Raw genomic sequence first — 14,891 nt, forward strand, 5'->3', positions numbered from 1 at the left:
GGCCGTGACGAGGTTCGTCACACCATGGTGACGAAGTCGCCGACCGAAAATCGATACCGGCGGGACATCCGCGTGCGATGGTTCAGCGCAGGTCGGCGGTGAGGCGGGCGAGTTCGGCGAGGCGCGACGCACGGTCGCGCGGCATGCCGGGCACTCCCGGGCGCTGCTGGTCGGGGCGCGGGCCGTCGAGCGGGCGGAAGTCGACCCCGCGCGACTCGAGCCACGCGAGGTAGCCGGGCAGCCGCTCGGTGAACGAGTCCCAGTCGAGCGGGCCGCCGTTCCACGCGACCTCGGCGAACGCCCCGAGCCGGGGGAACACTGCGTAGTCGAACCGTTCGCGCGAGTCGAGATGCTCGCACCACACGTTCGCCTGCACCCCGACGACGTGCGAACGAAGCACCGCCGACGCCCCGGCGAGCGGGTCGAACGACGCCACGTCCTCGAGCGCCAGCACGGTGCCGACCGGGATCGGCTCGCACGGATCATCCGACTGCCGATAGTCGAGGTAGGTCCACAGGTCGGGGCAGAGCAGGACGTCGTGCCCGAGGCGGGCGCCGAGCTCGGCGCCCACCGGCCCGCGCCACGAGGCGACGATCGCGTCACCGGGCAGGCGCGAGGCATCCGCGCCCTCGAGCATCTCGTCCCATCCGAGCACCCGGCGTCCGCGCGCGGCGAGATGCGCGGCCACCCGCCCGAGGAACCACGCCTGCAGCTCGCGTTCGTCGACGAGGCCGCGCTCGTGCATCAGCTGCTGCGTGCGCGCGTCGTCGTGCCACCGCTCTTTGCGCACCTCGTCGCCGCCGATGCCGATCACGTCGGAATCGAACACGTCGCACACCTCGTCGAGCACCGCGCACGCGAACGCCACGGTCGACTCCTCGACGTTCAGCACCTCGTCGGAGACGCCGAACCGCGTCCACGGCTCGGCCACGCGGGCCCGCACCGCCTCGGCGCCGCCGACGCCGAACTCGGGATACGCCGCCAGGATCGCGGTCGCGTGCCCGGGCAGGTCGACCTCGGGAACGATCCGGATGCCCCGGGCCGCCGCGTAGGCGACGAGCTCGCGCAGCTCGCCCTGCGTGTACCACCCGGTGTGCGGCACCCCGTCGAGCGTCGCGTCGGGGCCGTGCCCGAGCTGGGTCTGCGAGCGCCGCCCGCCGACCTCGGCGAGCCGCGGGAACGCGCGCACCTCGATGCGCCACCCCTGGTCGTCGGTGAGGTGCAGTTGCAGCACGTTCAGCCCGTGCGCGGCGAGCAGGTCGACCAACCGGCGCAGCTCGGGCAGCGGGCGGAACCTGCGCGCCACATCGAGCAGAACGCCGCGCCAGGCGTACGCCGGCTCACCGTCGAAGCGCAGGGCGGCGGCGAGGTGGGTCATCACCCGGCCGCCAACTCGCGCGCCCGCGCGAGTGCGGCCTGCGTCGCCCGATCGAAGGTCTGCTTGAGGGAGGCGGCGTCGAGTACCGCGATCGCCCGCTCGGTGGTGCCCTTCGGGCTGGTCACCCGGCGACGCAGCTCGGCCGGCTCGTCGCCCGAGTCGGCGAGCAGCTCGGATGCTCCGCGGAAGGTGCCCTGCACCATGAGCGCCGCCTGCTCGGGCGTGAACCCCAGGTCGATCGCGGTCGCCGTGAGCTGCTCGATCAGGAAGAAGACGTACGCGGGCCCCGATCCCGAGATCGTCGACAGCGCGTCGAGCTGCGACTCGGGTACGACCAGCACATCGCCCACGGTCTCGAACAGGCTGACCACGAGGGCGAGGTCGGCATCGGTCGACCGGGTGCCCGCCGAGACGCCCGTGACCGCCCGCCCGACGACCGCGGGCGTGTTCGGCATGGTGCGCACCACCGAGACGCGCTCGGGCAGCAGCTGTTCGAAGGTGGCGACGGTGACGCCGGCGGCGACGGACACCACGATCGCGCCGGGTTCGAGCGCGTCGGCGATCTCGCGCAGCAGGTCGGGCACCATATGCGGCTTCACCGCCACGACGACGAGCTTCGCGCCGGCGACCGCACGGCGGTTCGCCGCGGCATCCGTCTCGGTCGCGTACGCGACCACCCCCTCGGAGGCGAGCGAGGCGGCCTTCTCGGCCGACCGATTCGTGGCGCGGATGTCGGTCGCGTCGACCTCGGGACGCAGCAGCCCCGACAGGATGGCTCGGGCCATCGACCCGGCTCCGAGGAAGGCGATCGGGGGCAGCGTCACAGGGTCATCGGCACTCATGCAGCCATCCTAGGATTGGGCTCATGAGCGCATCCGGCGGCACCAAGGCGATCGTCGCGGCCTTCCTCGCGAACCTCGGCATCGCGATCACGAAGTTCATCGCGTGGTTCTTCTCGGGGTCGGCATCGATGCTGGCCGAGGCCATCCACTCGGTCGCCGACTCGGGCAACCAGCTGCTGCTCATGCTCGGCGGTCGCAAGGCGCGTCGCGCCGCCGACAAGGAGCACCCGTTCGGCTACGGCCGCGAGCGGTACGTGTACGCGTTCGTGGTCGCGATCATCCTGTTCTCGGTCGGCGGCGTGTTCTCGATCTACGAGGGCGTCGACAAGCTCACCCACCCGCACGAGCTCGAGAACGCGTGGCTGCCGCTGCTGGTGCTCGCCATCGCGATCGTGCTCGAGTCGTTCTCGCTGCGCACCGCCGTGAAAGAGTCGAACCACGTGCGCGGCAAGCAGAACTGGGTGCAGTTCGTGCGCCGCGCGAAGGCCCCCGAGCTTCCCGTCGTGCTGCTCGAAGACGTCGCAGCCCTCACCGGCCTCGTGTTCGCCCTGCTCGGCGTCGGCCTCACCGTCATCACCGGAAACTCGGTGTTCGACGCGATCGGCACGCTCATGATCGGCACGCTGCTCGTGCTCGTCGCGATCGTCCTCGGCGTCGAGACCAAGAGCCTGCTCGTGGGCGAGGGCGCGAACGATGCCGACGTCGCCGCGATCGAAGGCGCGATCATGGACGGCGACGAGATCGAGCGCATCATCCACATGAAGACCCTGTACCTCGGGCCCGACGAACTGCTCGTGGCCGCGAAGCTCGGCTTCGCCGCCGATCAGCCGCTGCTCGAAGTCGCCGCCGCGACCAACGTGATCGAGCAGCGCATCCGAGCGGTGGTGCCGTCGGCGCGGGTTATCTACATCGAGCCCGACGTGTACGTCGACCCGAACCACGTCGCGCCGCCGACCGACGCGATCGTCATCAAGGGCCTCGAGTGAGCGCTAGCGCGGGTGCGCCGGTCGCGCTCGTGCTGCGACACGACCCTGCGATCGGGCTCGGCAACCTCGAGCCCGTGCTGCGCGGGCGGGGCTTCGACGTGCGGGTGGTCGACACCCCGCAGACGGATGTCTCGCAGCTCGACGCCCTCGCCCCCGACCTGGTCGTCGTGCTCGGCGGCGAGGAGGCCGCGTACGACACCGACCGCCACCCCTACCTCGCCGACGAGATCGAGTTGCTGCGTTCGCGCGTCGCGGCCGAGGCGCCCGTGTTCGGGGTCTGCCTCGGTGCGCAGCTCATCGCGGCGACGCTCGGCGCTCGGGTCTACCGCGGCGAGCGCAAAGAGGTCGGATGGCTCGAGGTCACGCCGACCGACGCCGGCGCCGACTCGCCGGTGCGCCACTTCGCGGGCGTGCCGACCGTGCAGTGGCACGGCGACCACTACGACCTGCCCGAGGGTGTGGAACTGCTGGCGTCGAGCGCCCAGTACCCGAACCAGGCGTATCGCCGGGGCGACTGGCTGCTCGCGGTGCAGTTCCATCCCGAGGTCGACGAGCGCATTCATGCCGACTGGCTCGCCGCGTGGGGCGACGAATTGCCCGGCTACGGCTGGTCCCGCGAGCGCATGCTCGAGATCCAGGCGACCGAGGGCCCGCGTGCGGCCGCCGCGTCGGCGGCGCTGCTGGGCGAGTACCTCGACGGCATCGCGCCGCGCCGCGCGTCCTCGCCGGTCGAGTAGCGCCGCCGCCTCCCCAACCCCCTCCACCCTCCCCGGCGAGAACCCGATTCAGGGAGGCGGAACCTGAATTGCGTACCGTGCGGGTGGCGGCGGGGTTGCTTCGGTCAGGTGCGGCGGGCCTGGAAGAAGTCGAGCAGCAGGGCGGCGGATGCCTCGGCCTCCACTCCCCCGAAGACCTCGGCGCGGTGGTTGAGGCGACGGTCGCGCAGCACGTCGTAGACGCTGCCGGCGGCGCCGGCCTTCTCGTCCCACGCGCCGAACACGACGGTCGGGATTCGCGCGGCGAGGATCGCGCCGGCGCACATCACGCACGGCTCGAGCGTGACGACCAGCGTGCAGCCGGGAAGCTGCCAGTCGTGCTTCGTCGCCGCCGCTTCGCGGATGGCGATCACCTCGGCGTGCGCGGTCGGGTCGTGGCGCTGCTCGCGCTCGTTGTGCCCTCGGCCGATGACGGTGCCGTCGACGTCGAGCACGATCGCCCCGACCGGCACGTCGGCCGAGTCGACCGTGGCGGCGGCCTCGGCGAGGGCGAGGCGCATCCATTCGAGATGCTCGCTCCGATGCATCCGCCCCCCTCATTCCGACAGCCCCGCGAACTAGACTCGAGCCTATGCGAGTCCACGTTGCCGACCACCCGCTCATCACCCACAAGCTGACGGTGCTCCGCGACGTGAAGACCCCGTCGCCGGTGTTCCGCTCGCTCGTCGAAGAGCTGATGACGCTGCTCGCCTACGAGGGCACGCGCAACGTGCGGGTCGAGCCGGTCGACATCGTCACCCCGGTCGCGCCGACCACGGGGGTGCGCATCGCCGAGCCGAAGCCGCTCATCGTGCCGATCCTGCGCGCGGGCCTCGGCATGCTCGAGGGCATGGTCAAGCTGCTGCCGAGCGCCGAGGTGGGATTCCTCGGCATGGCGCGCAACGAAGAGACCCTGCAGCCGACCACGTACGCCGAGCGGCTGCCCGACGACCTGAGCGATCGGCAGTGCTTCGTGCTCGACCCGATGCTGGCCACGGGCGGGTCGCTCAGCGCGGCGATCAAGTTCCTCCTCGACCGCGGGGCGACGGATGTCACGGCCATCTGCATCCTCGCCGCGCCCGAGGGGCTCGCGGCGGTCGAACAGGCACTGCACGGGCTCGATGTGTCGATCGTCGTCGGTGCCGTCGATGAGCGGCTCAACGAGCACGGGTACATCGTGCCGGGCCTCGGCGACGCGGGCGACCGGCTCTACGGCACGGTATAAGACTCGACGCGTGCCGCGGCTGGCGAAGATCCTTCAGTCGACGACACGCCGAGCCGCGAAACGAAGCCAGAAGATTCTTCAAATTCGCGGATGAGCGAAGATGCTGCGAAGCGCGGCATCCTTCCACCGGATCCTTCCGGATGCCGCAACCGATCGCGCACCGCGTGCGACGTCACCGGGCGTCATCCGGGTGTCATGAATTGACACACCCACGCGACTCGGTTTTACTGACGCCCATGACTGACAACGCACGCAGCCTGATCGCCCGCGAGGCTCTCAGGACGACCGGCATGATGATGCCGGCGCGCGCGTCGATGTGTTGTCGAATGTGCCGCTGACCCGCGACCCCTCCCGCCGAGTCCCGCTGCCGACCACATCCCGGTCGCCGGGCTCCGTCGAACCATTCCGGTTCTGAACCCACACAGGTTCGCCAGGCCGACGTCGGCCATTCGTTCTCGACCTCGCTGACCGAGGTCGGTCAACGCACCTTCCGTTAGGACTTCCGTCATGTCTCTCGCGCTCGCTCCGATCCGCACCGCTCCGATCGTCTCGACCCCGGCCCCCGTCGCGCCGGGCGCACTGCGCCGCATCGCCGGCGTTCCGACCGCCCAGGCCGCGCCCGCTGCGGCCGCACCCGCCCAGCCCGCGGCGCCGCGCGTTCGCGCAGTGCCCGACGGCACCGAGGCCCGCGGCTTCGTGCTCTACGTCGGCATCGACGAGGCCAAGGCCGTCGCCGACGGCACCACGCTGCACCGCATCGTCGAGGCGCTGCGCAAGCTCACCGCCGAGGTCGCCCCGTCTGCTGAGACGTACGCCGCGGTCGCCCTCGCCCCCGAGGGCGCGGGCGGTCGCGATGTCGATGTCGTGCGGCTCGCCCTGCAGGATCCGGCTGCCCTCGCCAAGCAGCGCGAGCAGGCGGGCAGCGACGACACCGACCGCCACCCCAACGGCGTGATCATCGACATCTCGCGCAAGCGCGTGCTGCTCGACGGCGAGCCGGCCGGCCTCACCTACAAGGAGTTCGAGCTGCTGCAGTACCTCGTGCTTCGCGAGGGCCGCACGATCGATCGCCACGAGCTCATCGAGAGTCTGTGGGCCGACGACGAGGAGGCGCCGAGCGAGCGTACGATCGACGTGCACGTGCGTCGGCTGCGGTCGAAGCTCGCCCACTACCAGGACATCGTGCGCACGGTGCGCGGCGTCGGGTACCGTTTCGACCGGCACGCGGATGTCTCGATCCGCCAGGCTTCGACGCCCAGCCCCGACGTCTTCTGAACTCCTCGGAAATCGCTCTCACGATCCACTAGCGCCTGTTACCGATCTGTTATATATTCGGTAGTGCATCGGCTGTTTGCTGTGGCGGCCGATGTGGAATGTGATTGCAGGACACTCTTGGTGCAAGGGAGAGGGCCGGTCGTCAGCCTCTACGACCGGCCCTCGACCGTGTCCGGCCCTATTCTGGGGAGACATCCGATCGGGCGTCCGCCCGCAGGTCTTCGAGGGGGTCACGTGTCCGAACGCGCTCGCACCGTCACCGCGTGGGAGTCGCTCTTCCGCGCACAGGTCACCGTGATGCGTGCGCTGGCGGCGGAGTTCCCCTCCGACCGCATCTCGCTGAACGAGTACGACGTGCTGTTCAACATCACCCGTGCGCCCGGCCGACAGCTTCGACTTCGCGACCTGAACCGCAACGTGCTCATCACCCAGCCGAGCGTGAGCCGGCTCGTCGACCGGCTCGCCGCGCGCGGCCTGGTACGCAAGACCGATGACCCGACCGACGGCCGCGGCACCATCGTCGCGATCACGCCCGAGGGCTTCGACCTCTTCCGCGGCGTCGCGATCTCGCACATGGACGCCATCACCCGGCACGTCGGCGGTGCGCTCGACGATGCCGAGCTGGCCGTGCTGACCGACCTCTGCGACCGGATCCGCAGCTCGGTCGCCGACGACGCCCGCTGAGTCGGTTCCGCGACCCCGTCGCCGTCCGCGCGAGACGGCGGAGCGGGAACCCTACCTCCCGCTCCGCCGCGGCCTCACAGGAGGCCACCTCGCCGGGCGACCCGAACTGAGCCCGGCGAGTCGATCCCGGTCATCGCGATCGCGAGATCGTGACGAGCGCACCGATGAACGGTGCGGCCGATCGGGTCGGCTCGGGCTGATTCGATCTTAATCCGAGCGGGGCTCATCTCGATCGCCCCCATTGAGGGGACGGTGATCGAGGTGACGCTATCGGGACGAACCGAACGCCTCAGTCCCCTGGCGTCGTGCGTTCGACCGACCCGGCGTACTCGGGGTGCCGTCGCACGTAGGCGGCGATGAACGGGCACTCGGGCACGATCACCAGTCCGCGCGAAACGGCGTCGCCGAGGGCGGACTCCGCGAGCCGGCTGCCGAGCCCCCGACCCTCGTACGCCGGCAGCACGACGGTGTGCGTGAACACGATGCGGCCCGGCTCCTCACGGAACGCGGCGAAACCCGCCAGGTCGCCGTCGACCCGGAGCTCGTAGCGATGCCGCTCGTCGTTGCGCACGATGTCGCTCATGTCGTCCCCTCACCGGAACCCGCGGTCGGCTCGGGCCCACGCGCTCCATCCTGCCCGATGCGGTGGGGTACCGGCCGATCAAGGGGGCTCCTCAGCGCTCGCGCGGCGCTCGCGTCGTCCGCGTGAGCGGATGATCCGGCGACGCCGGGCAGCGGCGTGCTCGCGCGGGGATGGCCGGGTACCTCGACCGTTCGACGCCGGCGGGCGGGATGCGGCGCGACGCGGCATCCGGTTCATCGCGCGATGCCGATCACTGCGACCGCGACTCGAGCGCCGAACCGATCGCGGATGCCCGGCCGTCGTGGCGACCATCGCGATCAGCCAGCCGAAGACGAGTGAGAACGCGATGATCTCGAACACCGTCAGGTTGAAGAGGTCGAGCCCGTCGTACCCGACCATCGCCGCGATCTCGATCGCGAGCGAGGCGTACGACCACACGAGGAACCGCTTCGGCGGGCGCCGCACCCACCACGCCATGCCGATCGTCGCGATCGCGAATGCCCCAGCAGCAGCGCATGCGAACACGTTGTGCACCTCGGGGTCGCGGTCGATCGGCACCAGCCCGACTCCCGCGAGACTCAACCCGATCGCGGCGATGAGCACTCGCAGTGCGAGCGCGCCCCCGCGACGCGGGCCGTGGTGCCGCCCGACGAGCTCTCGGCTGAGCACGGGGGCGAGCCCCGCCATGCCGAGACCGGCGATCACGATCGCGACGTTGAAGCAGGCGGCGGCGAGGTCATCGGAGGTGCCGAGGGTCGAGAAGTTGACGGTCCACCATTCGCCGGTCGGCGTGATGGCCATGCTGGCGAGACTGCCGACCGCGAGCAGCATCGCCACGAGGTTGAACGTGCGGTACGACTCGTGGGCGATGGCCGACCGGTGCAGCACCACGGTGAGCGCCCCGATACCGACGCCGAGCACGAGCGCCGCGACGAACGGCCCGCCCGGCACGGCCGCGAACGCCGGCGCGGTGAAGGCGACGCCGAGCATCGCGATGCCCGCCCAGACGACGCCGTTCGAGACGGCGCGCGCGTGGATCGGCAGCGTCGGCAATCCACGCGCGGAAATGATCGCGATGGAGTCCTGCGACGCCGAGGCCGACAGCAGCAGCACCGCGACGATCACGCCGCCGGGGATGGGAAGCCCCCACGCGACCGAGGCGTCGGCGCCGAACGCGAGCAGCCGCGTCGGCACGGCCGTGAACGCGGTGGCCGCGCCGATGCCGATGAGCAGCGCGAGCAAGCGGCGCAGCGCCGCGAGCGAGTGCACGGGCCGCGCGACCGCGAGGAGTCCGCCGAGCACGACGGTGGGCCGATCGTGCTCCAGACGACCGGCTGCGCCGGAGGAGAGGCCGCGCCAGCGGATCCCCCGGGATGACGTTGGCAGGCCTCGGCCGGCGCGCATTCCCCTCACCCGACTCTCGCTTCCCGGGAATCAGATGCCCCGAGCCTAACCAGCGCCCCCGACTCGGCGGCAGCCCGATGACACCCGAATGCGATGAATACTCAGCCGATTCACAGGCCGGGGACGAGCCCGCGCGCACGGCGCGCAACCCCGTGTGCCCCGCCGGCCATGCGCCGCGCACGGCGAGCGACGGCGTCGGCGAACCGACGCACAGCTCCGCCGCGTTCGATGCGCGCGTAGGCCCCGACCAGCGGATGCATCGCCCGCAGAAACATCTCGAGGTCGCCGGCAGCGCGGGCCCGGGCGAACGCCTCGTGGCTGCGCCGCGCGATGCGCCGGCGCCGGCGCACCAGCTCCACCCGCTTCGGGTCGATGCCGTCGAGGCTCGCGGGCACGCGCTTGCGCGGCACGCTCAGCCCGGCCGTCGTATCGTCGTGGAGCCGAACCGACAGCCCGACCCGGCGGTGGCGGAAGTTGCCCGCCTGGGTCGCCGCGACGTCGTCGACGGACACCTCGTCGAGGTCGAGTTCACCCGCCGCGGCCGCGTCGCGCAGCAGCGCGTCGAGCTCGGGTCGGCGCGAGACGATCACGTTCGTGCCGCGCCAGTCGTCGGTGTACCGGGGCAGCCACGCGTCGCCGAAGGCGATGTCGGCCGTCTCGGCGAAGATGTCGTCGCAGAAGTCGCACGCGGCGACCTGGAACATCGCGTGGCCCCAGCTGCCTCCGACGAGGCTCGCGGTCGGCACCTCGACCTCGCCGTCGGGTCCGGTCGCCCCGAAGTCGTACCGGTTCGACGGGCGCCCGGGGGCCTTCACGCGGAAGTCGACGTCGCGCAGGTCGTCGGGCGCGACGCCCGCTTGCCAGGCGAGCGCCTCGGCGAACGCCTGCGACTTCAGGTGCCCGCACACCAGGCCGAGGAAGAACGCGAGCTGCGCGCCGAGCACCGGGTCCTCCTCGGCGAGCAGGCGCGCCGCCTTCAGGAAGCACGGCACGCCGATGAGCGCGTACCGCCGGCCGTCTCCGCGCACCGCCTGCAGCACCTCGGCGAGCGTGGTCGCCGAGTACAACGACTTCCGGCGCGCGCGGAACTCGGCCGCGTCGTCGGTCACGCGGTAGTCGAAAAGGCCCCGAGAGCGGTCCTCCGCCCCGGAGACGTGCAGAATCGCGTCGACGTCGCCGCGTACGAGCAGCTGCTCGGCGACCCAGCTCGTGAGCCCGCCCGAGCTCGACCCGAGGGCGCGGTCGCCGTCGCGCAGGCGCCCGGCGAACAGGCCCGAGTAGCGCCCGATGCGCGCGTCGTGCGGCAGGTCGGGGTACCTCGTCGCACCGATCGCGTCTTCGTCGCGGGACTCGTCGCTGAACGGGCAGACCCGGCTCGCGGCGCGCAGGTCGTCGGCGCCGACGCCGTCGAGATCGGCCTCGAACGAACGGCGCGCGCCGATCGTGACGGGCACCCTTCCGTCGGTGCGCACCGCGCACGCGCCGCAGCCGACGCACATGCCGCGCGCCACGACCTCTTCGATGCGGTGCATGATCCCCCCGATCGCCCGGCGAATCGGGCACGACGGCGTCCCGGAGTCCTGCGAACGTATCTCCGCCCGGTGACGGGCGGGTAACGGGCAGCGGTCGATCGTGTTGCGGGTGGCCGGGTGGGGTACCGGCGCCGCGCCGACCCGGTTACCGTGTGAGCCCGACGGGCCGATCGCCCGTCCGCCCGATGGTGGGGACACGACCACGGGAGGGAGGCGGTCGATGAGCGAGAACGCGACGGCGGTGCGTGCGGCGAGCATCGCCGGCGCGGGTGCCCCGATCACGGTGCTGCACTCGCTGGCCCCGCCCGACGGCACCACGAAGTACGTCGACCAGGTCACCTCGGGCGCACCGGCCGAAGTCCAGGTGCGGCACTTCTCGTGGTCGGCCGCGCTGCGCGATCGGTACGACGTGCTGCACCTGCACTGGCCCGAGCTGCTGCTGCGCGCACGCACCCCGGCGCTGCGGTTCGGCAAGCGCCAGGCGATGCGGATGCTGCTGCGCCGCGCCGCACGCACCGGCACGCCGATCGTTCGCACGCTGCACAACGTCGCGACGCACGAGTCCGGCACGGCCGCCGAGCGGCGGCTCCTCTCGGCGATCGACCGCCGCACCGACCTGTTCGTGCGGCTGAACCCTTCGACCCCGGCCCCGCCGGACGCCCGGCCCGACGCGGTGGCGGTCGACATTCCGCACGGGCACTACCGTGACCGGTTCGCCGCGCACCCGCGCAGTCGCACGGTGCCGGGCCGGCTGCTGTACTTCGGGATCATCCGCCCCTACAAGGGCGTCGAACGGCTGCTCGAGGTGTACGACGAGTTGCGACCGGCGGGCACCGAGCTGCGGCTCGTCGGCAATCCGTCGCCCGAGCTCCGCGCGCGCGTCGAGGCGGCGGTCGCGGCATCCGACCGGGTGAGCGCCCGCCTGGCCTTCGTCGACGACGACGAGCTCGTGCGCGAGGTGACCGCGGCGCAGCTGGTGGTGCTGCCCTACGCCGAGATGCACAACTCGGGCGTGCTGCTCGTCGCCCTCTCGTTGGGCCGGCGGGTGCTCGTGCCGCGGAGCCCGGCGAACGAGGCGATCGCCGCCGAGGTCGGGCCGGGCTGGATCATCCAGTACGACGGCGCGTTCGACGCGGCGGCGCTCGAGCTGGGGCTCGCGGCCCTGCGGGCGGCCGGGCCGGCCGATTCGCCGGGCGAGCCCGATCTCGCGGGCCGCGACTGGGACGAGATAGGGCGGCGTCACGCCGCCGCCTACCGCGCACTGCTCGAACGGAAGCGAGCGGGCTGATGGCGATCGACGAGCGTCCGCCGAGCCTCGGGGCCTCCGCTTCGCGGGGCGCGGCCGTCACGCTCGGCGCACAGCTCGTTCGCGTGCTGGTGCAGCTCGCGGGCATCGTGGTGCTCGCGCGGCTGCTGACCCCCGCCGACTACGGCGTGCTCGCGATGGTGCTCGCGATCATCGGCGTCGGCGAGGTGTTCCGCGACTTCGGCCTGTCGGCCGCGGCGGTGCAGGCCCGCGAGGTGACGCACGCGCAGCGCACGAACCTGTTCTGGATCAACACCGGCATCGGCGCGCTGCTCGCCGTCGCGGTGTGCGCGGCATCCGGACCGATCGCCGCCTTCTACGGCGACCCGCGCCTGCAGCCGGTCGCGATCGCGCTGTCGGCGACCTTCCTGCTGAACGGGCTGGCGACGCAGTTCCGCGCCGATCTGAACCGGCGGATGCGCTTCATGCGGCTGAGCTCGGCCGAGATCGCCGGGCAGATCGCGGGGCTCGTGGTGGGCGTCTGGCTCGCGCTCGGCGGGGCGGGGTACGGCGCCCTCGTGGCACAACAGCTCGTGGTCGCCGCCGCGACCCTCGTCGCGCTGGTCGCGGTCACCGGGTGGTGGCCGGGCCTGCCGAGCCGAGGGGTGCCGATGCGCGGGTTCCTGCGATTCGGCGGCAACCTGGTCGCGAGCCAGCTCGTCGCCTACGCGAGTCGCAACGTCGACTCGGTCGTGATCGGCGCGACCGTCGGAGCATCCGCGCTGGGCCTCTACAACCGGGCGTTCCAGCTCATGCTGATGCCGCTCAACCAGGTGAACGCGCCGTCGACCCGGGTCGCGCTGCCGGTGCTCTCGCGGCTGCAGGACTCGCCCGCGCGCTACGCCGAGTTCATCGGGCTGGGGCAGGCGTTCATGCTCAACCTGGTCGGAGCGATCCTCGCGTTCGGGTGCGCGCAGGCCGGGCCGCTCATCGATCTCGCGCTCGGTGCGCAGTGGGAGCCGGCGGTGCCGATCTTCCGCATCCTCGCGGTCGCGGGGTTCTTCCAAGCGGCGGGCTATGCGACCTACTGGGTGTTCCTCTCGAAGGGGTTGACCGGGGCGCACCTCGCGTACACGCTCGCGACCCGGCCGGTCATGATCGGGCTGATCGTGCTCGGATCGTTCTGGGGGGTGCTCGGGGTCGCCGCGGTGTTCGCCATCGCCACCGCGGTGCTCTGGCCGATCGCGCTGTGGTGGGCGGGCCGGGTGAGCGATGCGCCGGTCGGCATGCTGTGGCGCAACGGCGTGCGCGCGTTCGCGGTGCACGCGACGGCGGGAGCGGCCTCGTTCGCCGCGACGGCCTGGCTGCCGGATGCCGCGTGGGCGCTGCGGCTCGCGGTGGGCGCGCTCGCGTTCGCCGGGGCGCTCGGGGTCGCGGCGCTCGCGCTGCGGCCGTTCCGCGACGACGTGCGGCGCATGGTCGCGATCCGCAGATACTTCCGCGCCGGTGGCGCACAACCCGATCCCGGGGAGGCCGGATGAACCCGAGCAGGCTGGTGCGACGCGCACGCGCGCGCGCCGAGGAGATCGTAGCCGCGTCGGCGATCGCCGCCAGGCGCGACCGGGCGCGCATCGCGCGTGCGGTGCAGCGCGCACAGGCGGGAGCGGCGGGCGCCCCCGGTGTTTCGAACCGGTCGGATGCCGCGGGCTCCGCGCCGCACCTGCTGCTGGCGTCGGCCGGGGCCGGCAACATCGGCGACCAGGCGATGCTCGACGCGTTCGTCGAGCGCGTCGACGGCCCGGTCGTGGTGGTGATCCGTCGGATCGGCGACTTCGCGATGCCGCCGGGCGCCGACGACCGGGTGTCGTTCGTGCCGCTCGGCGAGCTGATCTACGGCGGCGGGTTCGGGGGCGGCGGGTTCGGGGGCGGCCGACTCGGGGGCGGCCGACTCGGCGGCGACGTGCGCGGTGCCGAGCTCGAGGCGTTCGGCGCCCTGCTCGCCACGGCACGGTCGTGCTCGGTGATCGGAGCCGACGTCATGGACGGCCGGTACAGTCCGCGCGGGTCGGTGCGGCGGGCCACGCTCGCCGAGGCGGCGGTGCGTGCCGGCGTGCCGAGCCGCATCCTCGGGTTCAGCTGGAACGCGCACCCGCACCGGCGAGCCCGGGCCGCCCTGCGTCGCGCCGGCGCGGCGGGCGTCGTGTCGCTCGTACGCGACCCCGTGTCGGCGGCCCGCGCCCGCATCGACGACATCCCCGGCGTCGTCGATACCGCCGACCTCGTCTTCGCCGCCCGCGACGTCGACCCCGGTGCCGCGACCCGGCTGCTCGGGCCCGAGGACGGGCCGGTCGTGCTCGTGAACGCGAGCGCGTTGGTCGGCCGCGACCACGATCAGGTCGGCGAGTACCGCCGCATCGTGAACGCACTGCGCGCCGGCGGCGACCGGGTGCTGCTCGTGCCGCACGTGTCGCGACCGAGCAGCGACGACGTCGCCGCCTGCCGCGCCGTGTTCGAGGCGGTCGGCGACGACCCGGGCGTGGGTCTCGTCGACCGGTTGCTGACGCCTGCCGAGATCCGCGGGCTCGCCGCGCGCGCCCGACTCGTCGTGACCGGCCGCATGCACCTGGCGATCATGGCGCTGCGGGCGGGCGTGCCGGCCATCACACTCGCCACCCAAGGCAAGGTCGAAGGGCTCATGCGCCTCGTCGGCGTCCCCGAGCTCTGCGTCGAACCCGGACCCGACCTCGGCGAGCGCGTGCTCGCCGTCGCGCGGCGGCTCGAGTCCGACCCGGCGGCGCGGACGCGCATCCGCGTCGCCCACGACCGCCTGCGCACGCTCGCACAGCGCAACACCATCGGCTTGCCCCTGCCCGCCGCGCCCGTCGCGGCTCCCGTGACCTTCGCCGACCTCGCGCCGACGGCTCCGCCCTCGTCGCCCACCGATCCGCGGGCCGTGCCTGCCTGAACCCGGAGGAACACCC

Annotated in this window: 14 protein-coding genes; 8 read left to right on the forward strand and 6 right to left on the reverse strand. The window is 72.4% G+C overall.

Annotated features, from left to right (window positions below; all coding sequences use genetic code 11):
- Positions 1–82: 82 nt before the first annotated feature.
- Together FLP10_RS06785 and proC are read right to left on the reverse strand one after the other, a co-directional pair.
- Positions 83–1,378: a beta-N-acetylhexosaminidase gene (locus FLP10_RS06785; RefSeq protein ID WP_149160177.1), complete on the reverse strand. Its 1,296-nt coding sequence runs from the start codon at positions 1,376–1,378 to the stop codon at positions 83–85.
- Positions 1,378–2,220, reverse strand: coding sequence for a pyrroline-5-carboxylate reductase (proC, locus tag FLP10_RS06790; protein ID WP_149160178.1), 843 nt, complete (start codon positions 2,218–2,220; stop codon positions 1,378–1,380). The genes FLP10_RS06785 and proC overlap by 1 nt, the downstream gene beginning before the upstream one ends.
- A gap of 23 nt (positions 2,221–2,243) precedes the next feature.
- Between proC and FLP10_RS06795 the strand changes: the two genes are divergently transcribed.
- The gene (locus FLP10_RS06795) at positions 2,244–3,206 is read left to right on the forward strand and encodes a cation diffusion facilitator family transporter (RefSeq protein ID WP_149160179.1); all 963 of its coding nucleotides are present in this window, start codon (positions 2,244–2,246) and stop codon (positions 3,204–3,206) included.
- Positions 3,203–3,943 (forward strand): glutamine amidotransferase-related protein, encoded by a 741-nt coding sequence (locus FLP10_RS06800; RefSeq protein ID WP_149160180.1) that lies wholly within the window; start codon positions 3,203–3,205, stop codon positions 3,941–3,943. The genes FLP10_RS06795 and FLP10_RS06800 overlap by 4 nt, the downstream gene beginning before the upstream one ends.
- 104 nt (positions 3,944–4,047) lie before the next feature.
- On the opposite strand, the gene tadA is transcribed toward FLP10_RS06800, so the two are convergent.
- The gene (gene tadA / locus FLP10_RS06805) at positions 4,048–4,509 is read right to left on the reverse strand and encodes a tRNA adenosine(34) deaminase TadA (RefSeq protein WP_210418492.1); all 462 of its coding nucleotides are present in this window, start codon (positions 4,507–4,509) and stop codon (positions 4,048–4,050) included.
- A 44-nt stretch (positions 4,510–4,553) separates the two neighbouring features.
- On the opposite strand from tadA, the gene upp reads away from it, so the two are divergent.
- From upp to FLP10_RS06820, 3 genes are all read left to right on the forward strand, one after another.
- Entirely contained in the window at positions 4,554–5,186 is a 633-nt protein-coding gene (gene upp / locus FLP10_RS06810; protein ID WP_149160181.1) for a uracil phosphoribosyltransferase, read from the forward strand.
- A 507-nt stretch (positions 5,187–5,693) separates the two neighbouring features.
- Positions 5,694–6,461 (forward strand): winged helix-turn-helix domain-containing protein, encoded by a 768-nt coding sequence (locus tag FLP10_RS06815; protein WP_149160182.1) that lies wholly within the window; start codon positions 5,694–5,696, stop codon positions 6,459–6,461.
- 234 nt (positions 6,462–6,695) lie between these two features.
- On the forward strand, positions 6,696–7,145 hold the full coding sequence (locus FLP10_RS06820; protein ID WP_425457633.1) for a MarR family winged helix-turn-helix transcriptional regulator: 450 nt from the start codon (positions 6,696–6,698) through the stop codon (positions 7,143–7,145).
- Positions 7,146–7,434: 289 nt separating this feature from the next.
- Here the strand turns inward: FLP10_RS06820 and FLP10_RS06825 are convergent, their stop codons facing one another.
- From FLP10_RS06825 to FLP10_RS06835, 3 genes are all read right to left on the reverse strand, one after another.
- Positions 7,435–7,728 (reverse strand): GNAT family N-acetyltransferase, encoded by a 294-nt coding sequence (locus tag FLP10_RS06825; RefSeq protein ID WP_149160183.1) that lies wholly within the window; start codon positions 7,726–7,728, stop codon positions 7,435–7,437.
- A gap of 78 nt (positions 7,729–7,806) precedes the next feature.
- Positions 7,807–9,030 carry a DUF998 domain-containing protein gene (locus FLP10_RS06830; RefSeq protein ID WP_149160184.1) on the reverse strand — a complete coding sequence of 408 codons (1,224 nt, stop codon included), beginning with the start codon at positions 9,028–9,030 and terminating at the stop codon, positions 7,807–7,809.
- A 212-nt stretch (positions 9,031–9,242) separates the two neighbouring features.
- The gene (locus FLP10_RS06835; protein ID WP_168209121.1) at positions 9,243–10,664 is read right to left on the reverse strand and encodes a Coenzyme F420 hydrogenase/dehydrogenase, beta subunit C-terminal domain; all 1,422 of its coding nucleotides are present in this window, start codon (positions 10,662–10,664) and stop codon (positions 9,243–9,245) included.
- Between the two features lie 220 nt (positions 10,665–10,884).
- On the opposite strand from FLP10_RS06835, the gene FLP10_RS06840 reads away from it, so the two are divergent.
- From FLP10_RS06840 to FLP10_RS06850, 3 genes are read left to right on the forward strand one after another with little or no spacing between them, the layout of a single operon-like run.
- Positions 10,885–11,952, forward strand: a complete 1,068-nt coding sequence (locus FLP10_RS06840; protein WP_149160186.1) for a glycosyltransferase — start codon at positions 10,885–10,887, stop codon at positions 11,950–11,952.
- A complete protein-coding gene (locus tag FLP10_RS06845) occupies positions 11,952–13,451 on the forward strand; it encodes a lipopolysaccharide biosynthesis protein (RefSeq protein WP_149160187.1) in 1,500 nt (499 codons plus the stop codon). Before FLP10_RS06840 ends, FLP10_RS06845 begins: the two co-directional genes overlap by 1 nt.
- Positions 13,448–14,875, forward strand: coding sequence for a polysaccharide pyruvyl transferase family protein (locus FLP10_RS06850; RefSeq protein ID WP_149160188.1), 1,428 nt, complete (start codon positions 13,448–13,450; stop codon positions 14,873–14,875). The genes FLP10_RS06845 and FLP10_RS06850 overlap by 4 nt, the downstream gene beginning before the upstream one ends.
- Positions 14,876–14,891 lie beyond the last annotated feature (16 nt).

The sequence above is a fragment of the Agromyces intestinalis genome, from assembly GCF_008365295.1.
Taxonomy (GTDB): domain Bacteria; phylum Actinomycetota; class Actinomycetes; order Actinomycetales; family Microbacteriaceae; genus Agromyces; species Agromyces intestinalis.

Coding starts and splice junctions, on each gene's coding strand:
- FLP10_RS06835 (WP_168209121.1), bottom strand. CDS start 10,664: ATGCACCGCATCGAAGAGGTCGTGGCGCGCGGCATGTGCGTCGGCTGC.
- FLP10_RS06845 (WP_149160187.1), top strand. CDS start 11,952: ATGGCGATCGACGAGCGTCCGCCGAGCCTCGGGGCCTCCGCTTCGCGG.
- proC (WP_149160178.1), bottom strand. CDS start 2,220: ATGAGTGCCGATGACCCTGTGACGCTGCCCCCGATCGCCTTCCTCGGA.
- FLP10_RS06850 (WP_149160188.1), top strand. CDS start 13,448: ATGAACCCGAGCAGGCTGGTGCGACGCGCACGCGCGCGCGCCGAGGAG.
- FLP10_RS06825 (WP_149160183.1), bottom strand. CDS start 7,728: ATGAGCGACATCGTGCGCAACGACGAGCGGCATCGCTACGAGCTCCGG.
- tadA (WP_210418492.1), bottom strand. CDS start 4,509: ATGCATCGGAGCGAGCATCTCGAATGGATGCGCCTCGCCCTCGCCGAG.
- FLP10_RS06840 (WP_149160186.1), top strand. CDS start 10,885: ATGAGCGAGAACGCGACGGCGGTGCGTGCGGCGAGCATCGCCGGCGCG.
- FLP10_RS06785 (WP_149160177.1), bottom strand. CDS start 1,378: ATGACCCACCTCGCCGCCGCCCTGCGCTTCGACGGTGAGCCGGCGTAC.
- FLP10_RS06795 (WP_149160179.1), top strand. CDS start 2,244: ATGAGCGCATCCGGCGGCACCAAGGCGATCGTCGCGGCCTTCCTCGCG.
- FLP10_RS06815 (WP_149160182.1), top strand. CDS start 5,694: ATGTCTCTCGCGCTCGCTCCGATCCGCACCGCTCCGATCGTCTCGACC.
- upp (WP_149160181.1), top strand. CDS start 4,554: ATGCGAGTCCACGTTGCCGACCACCCGCTCATCACCCACAAGCTGACG.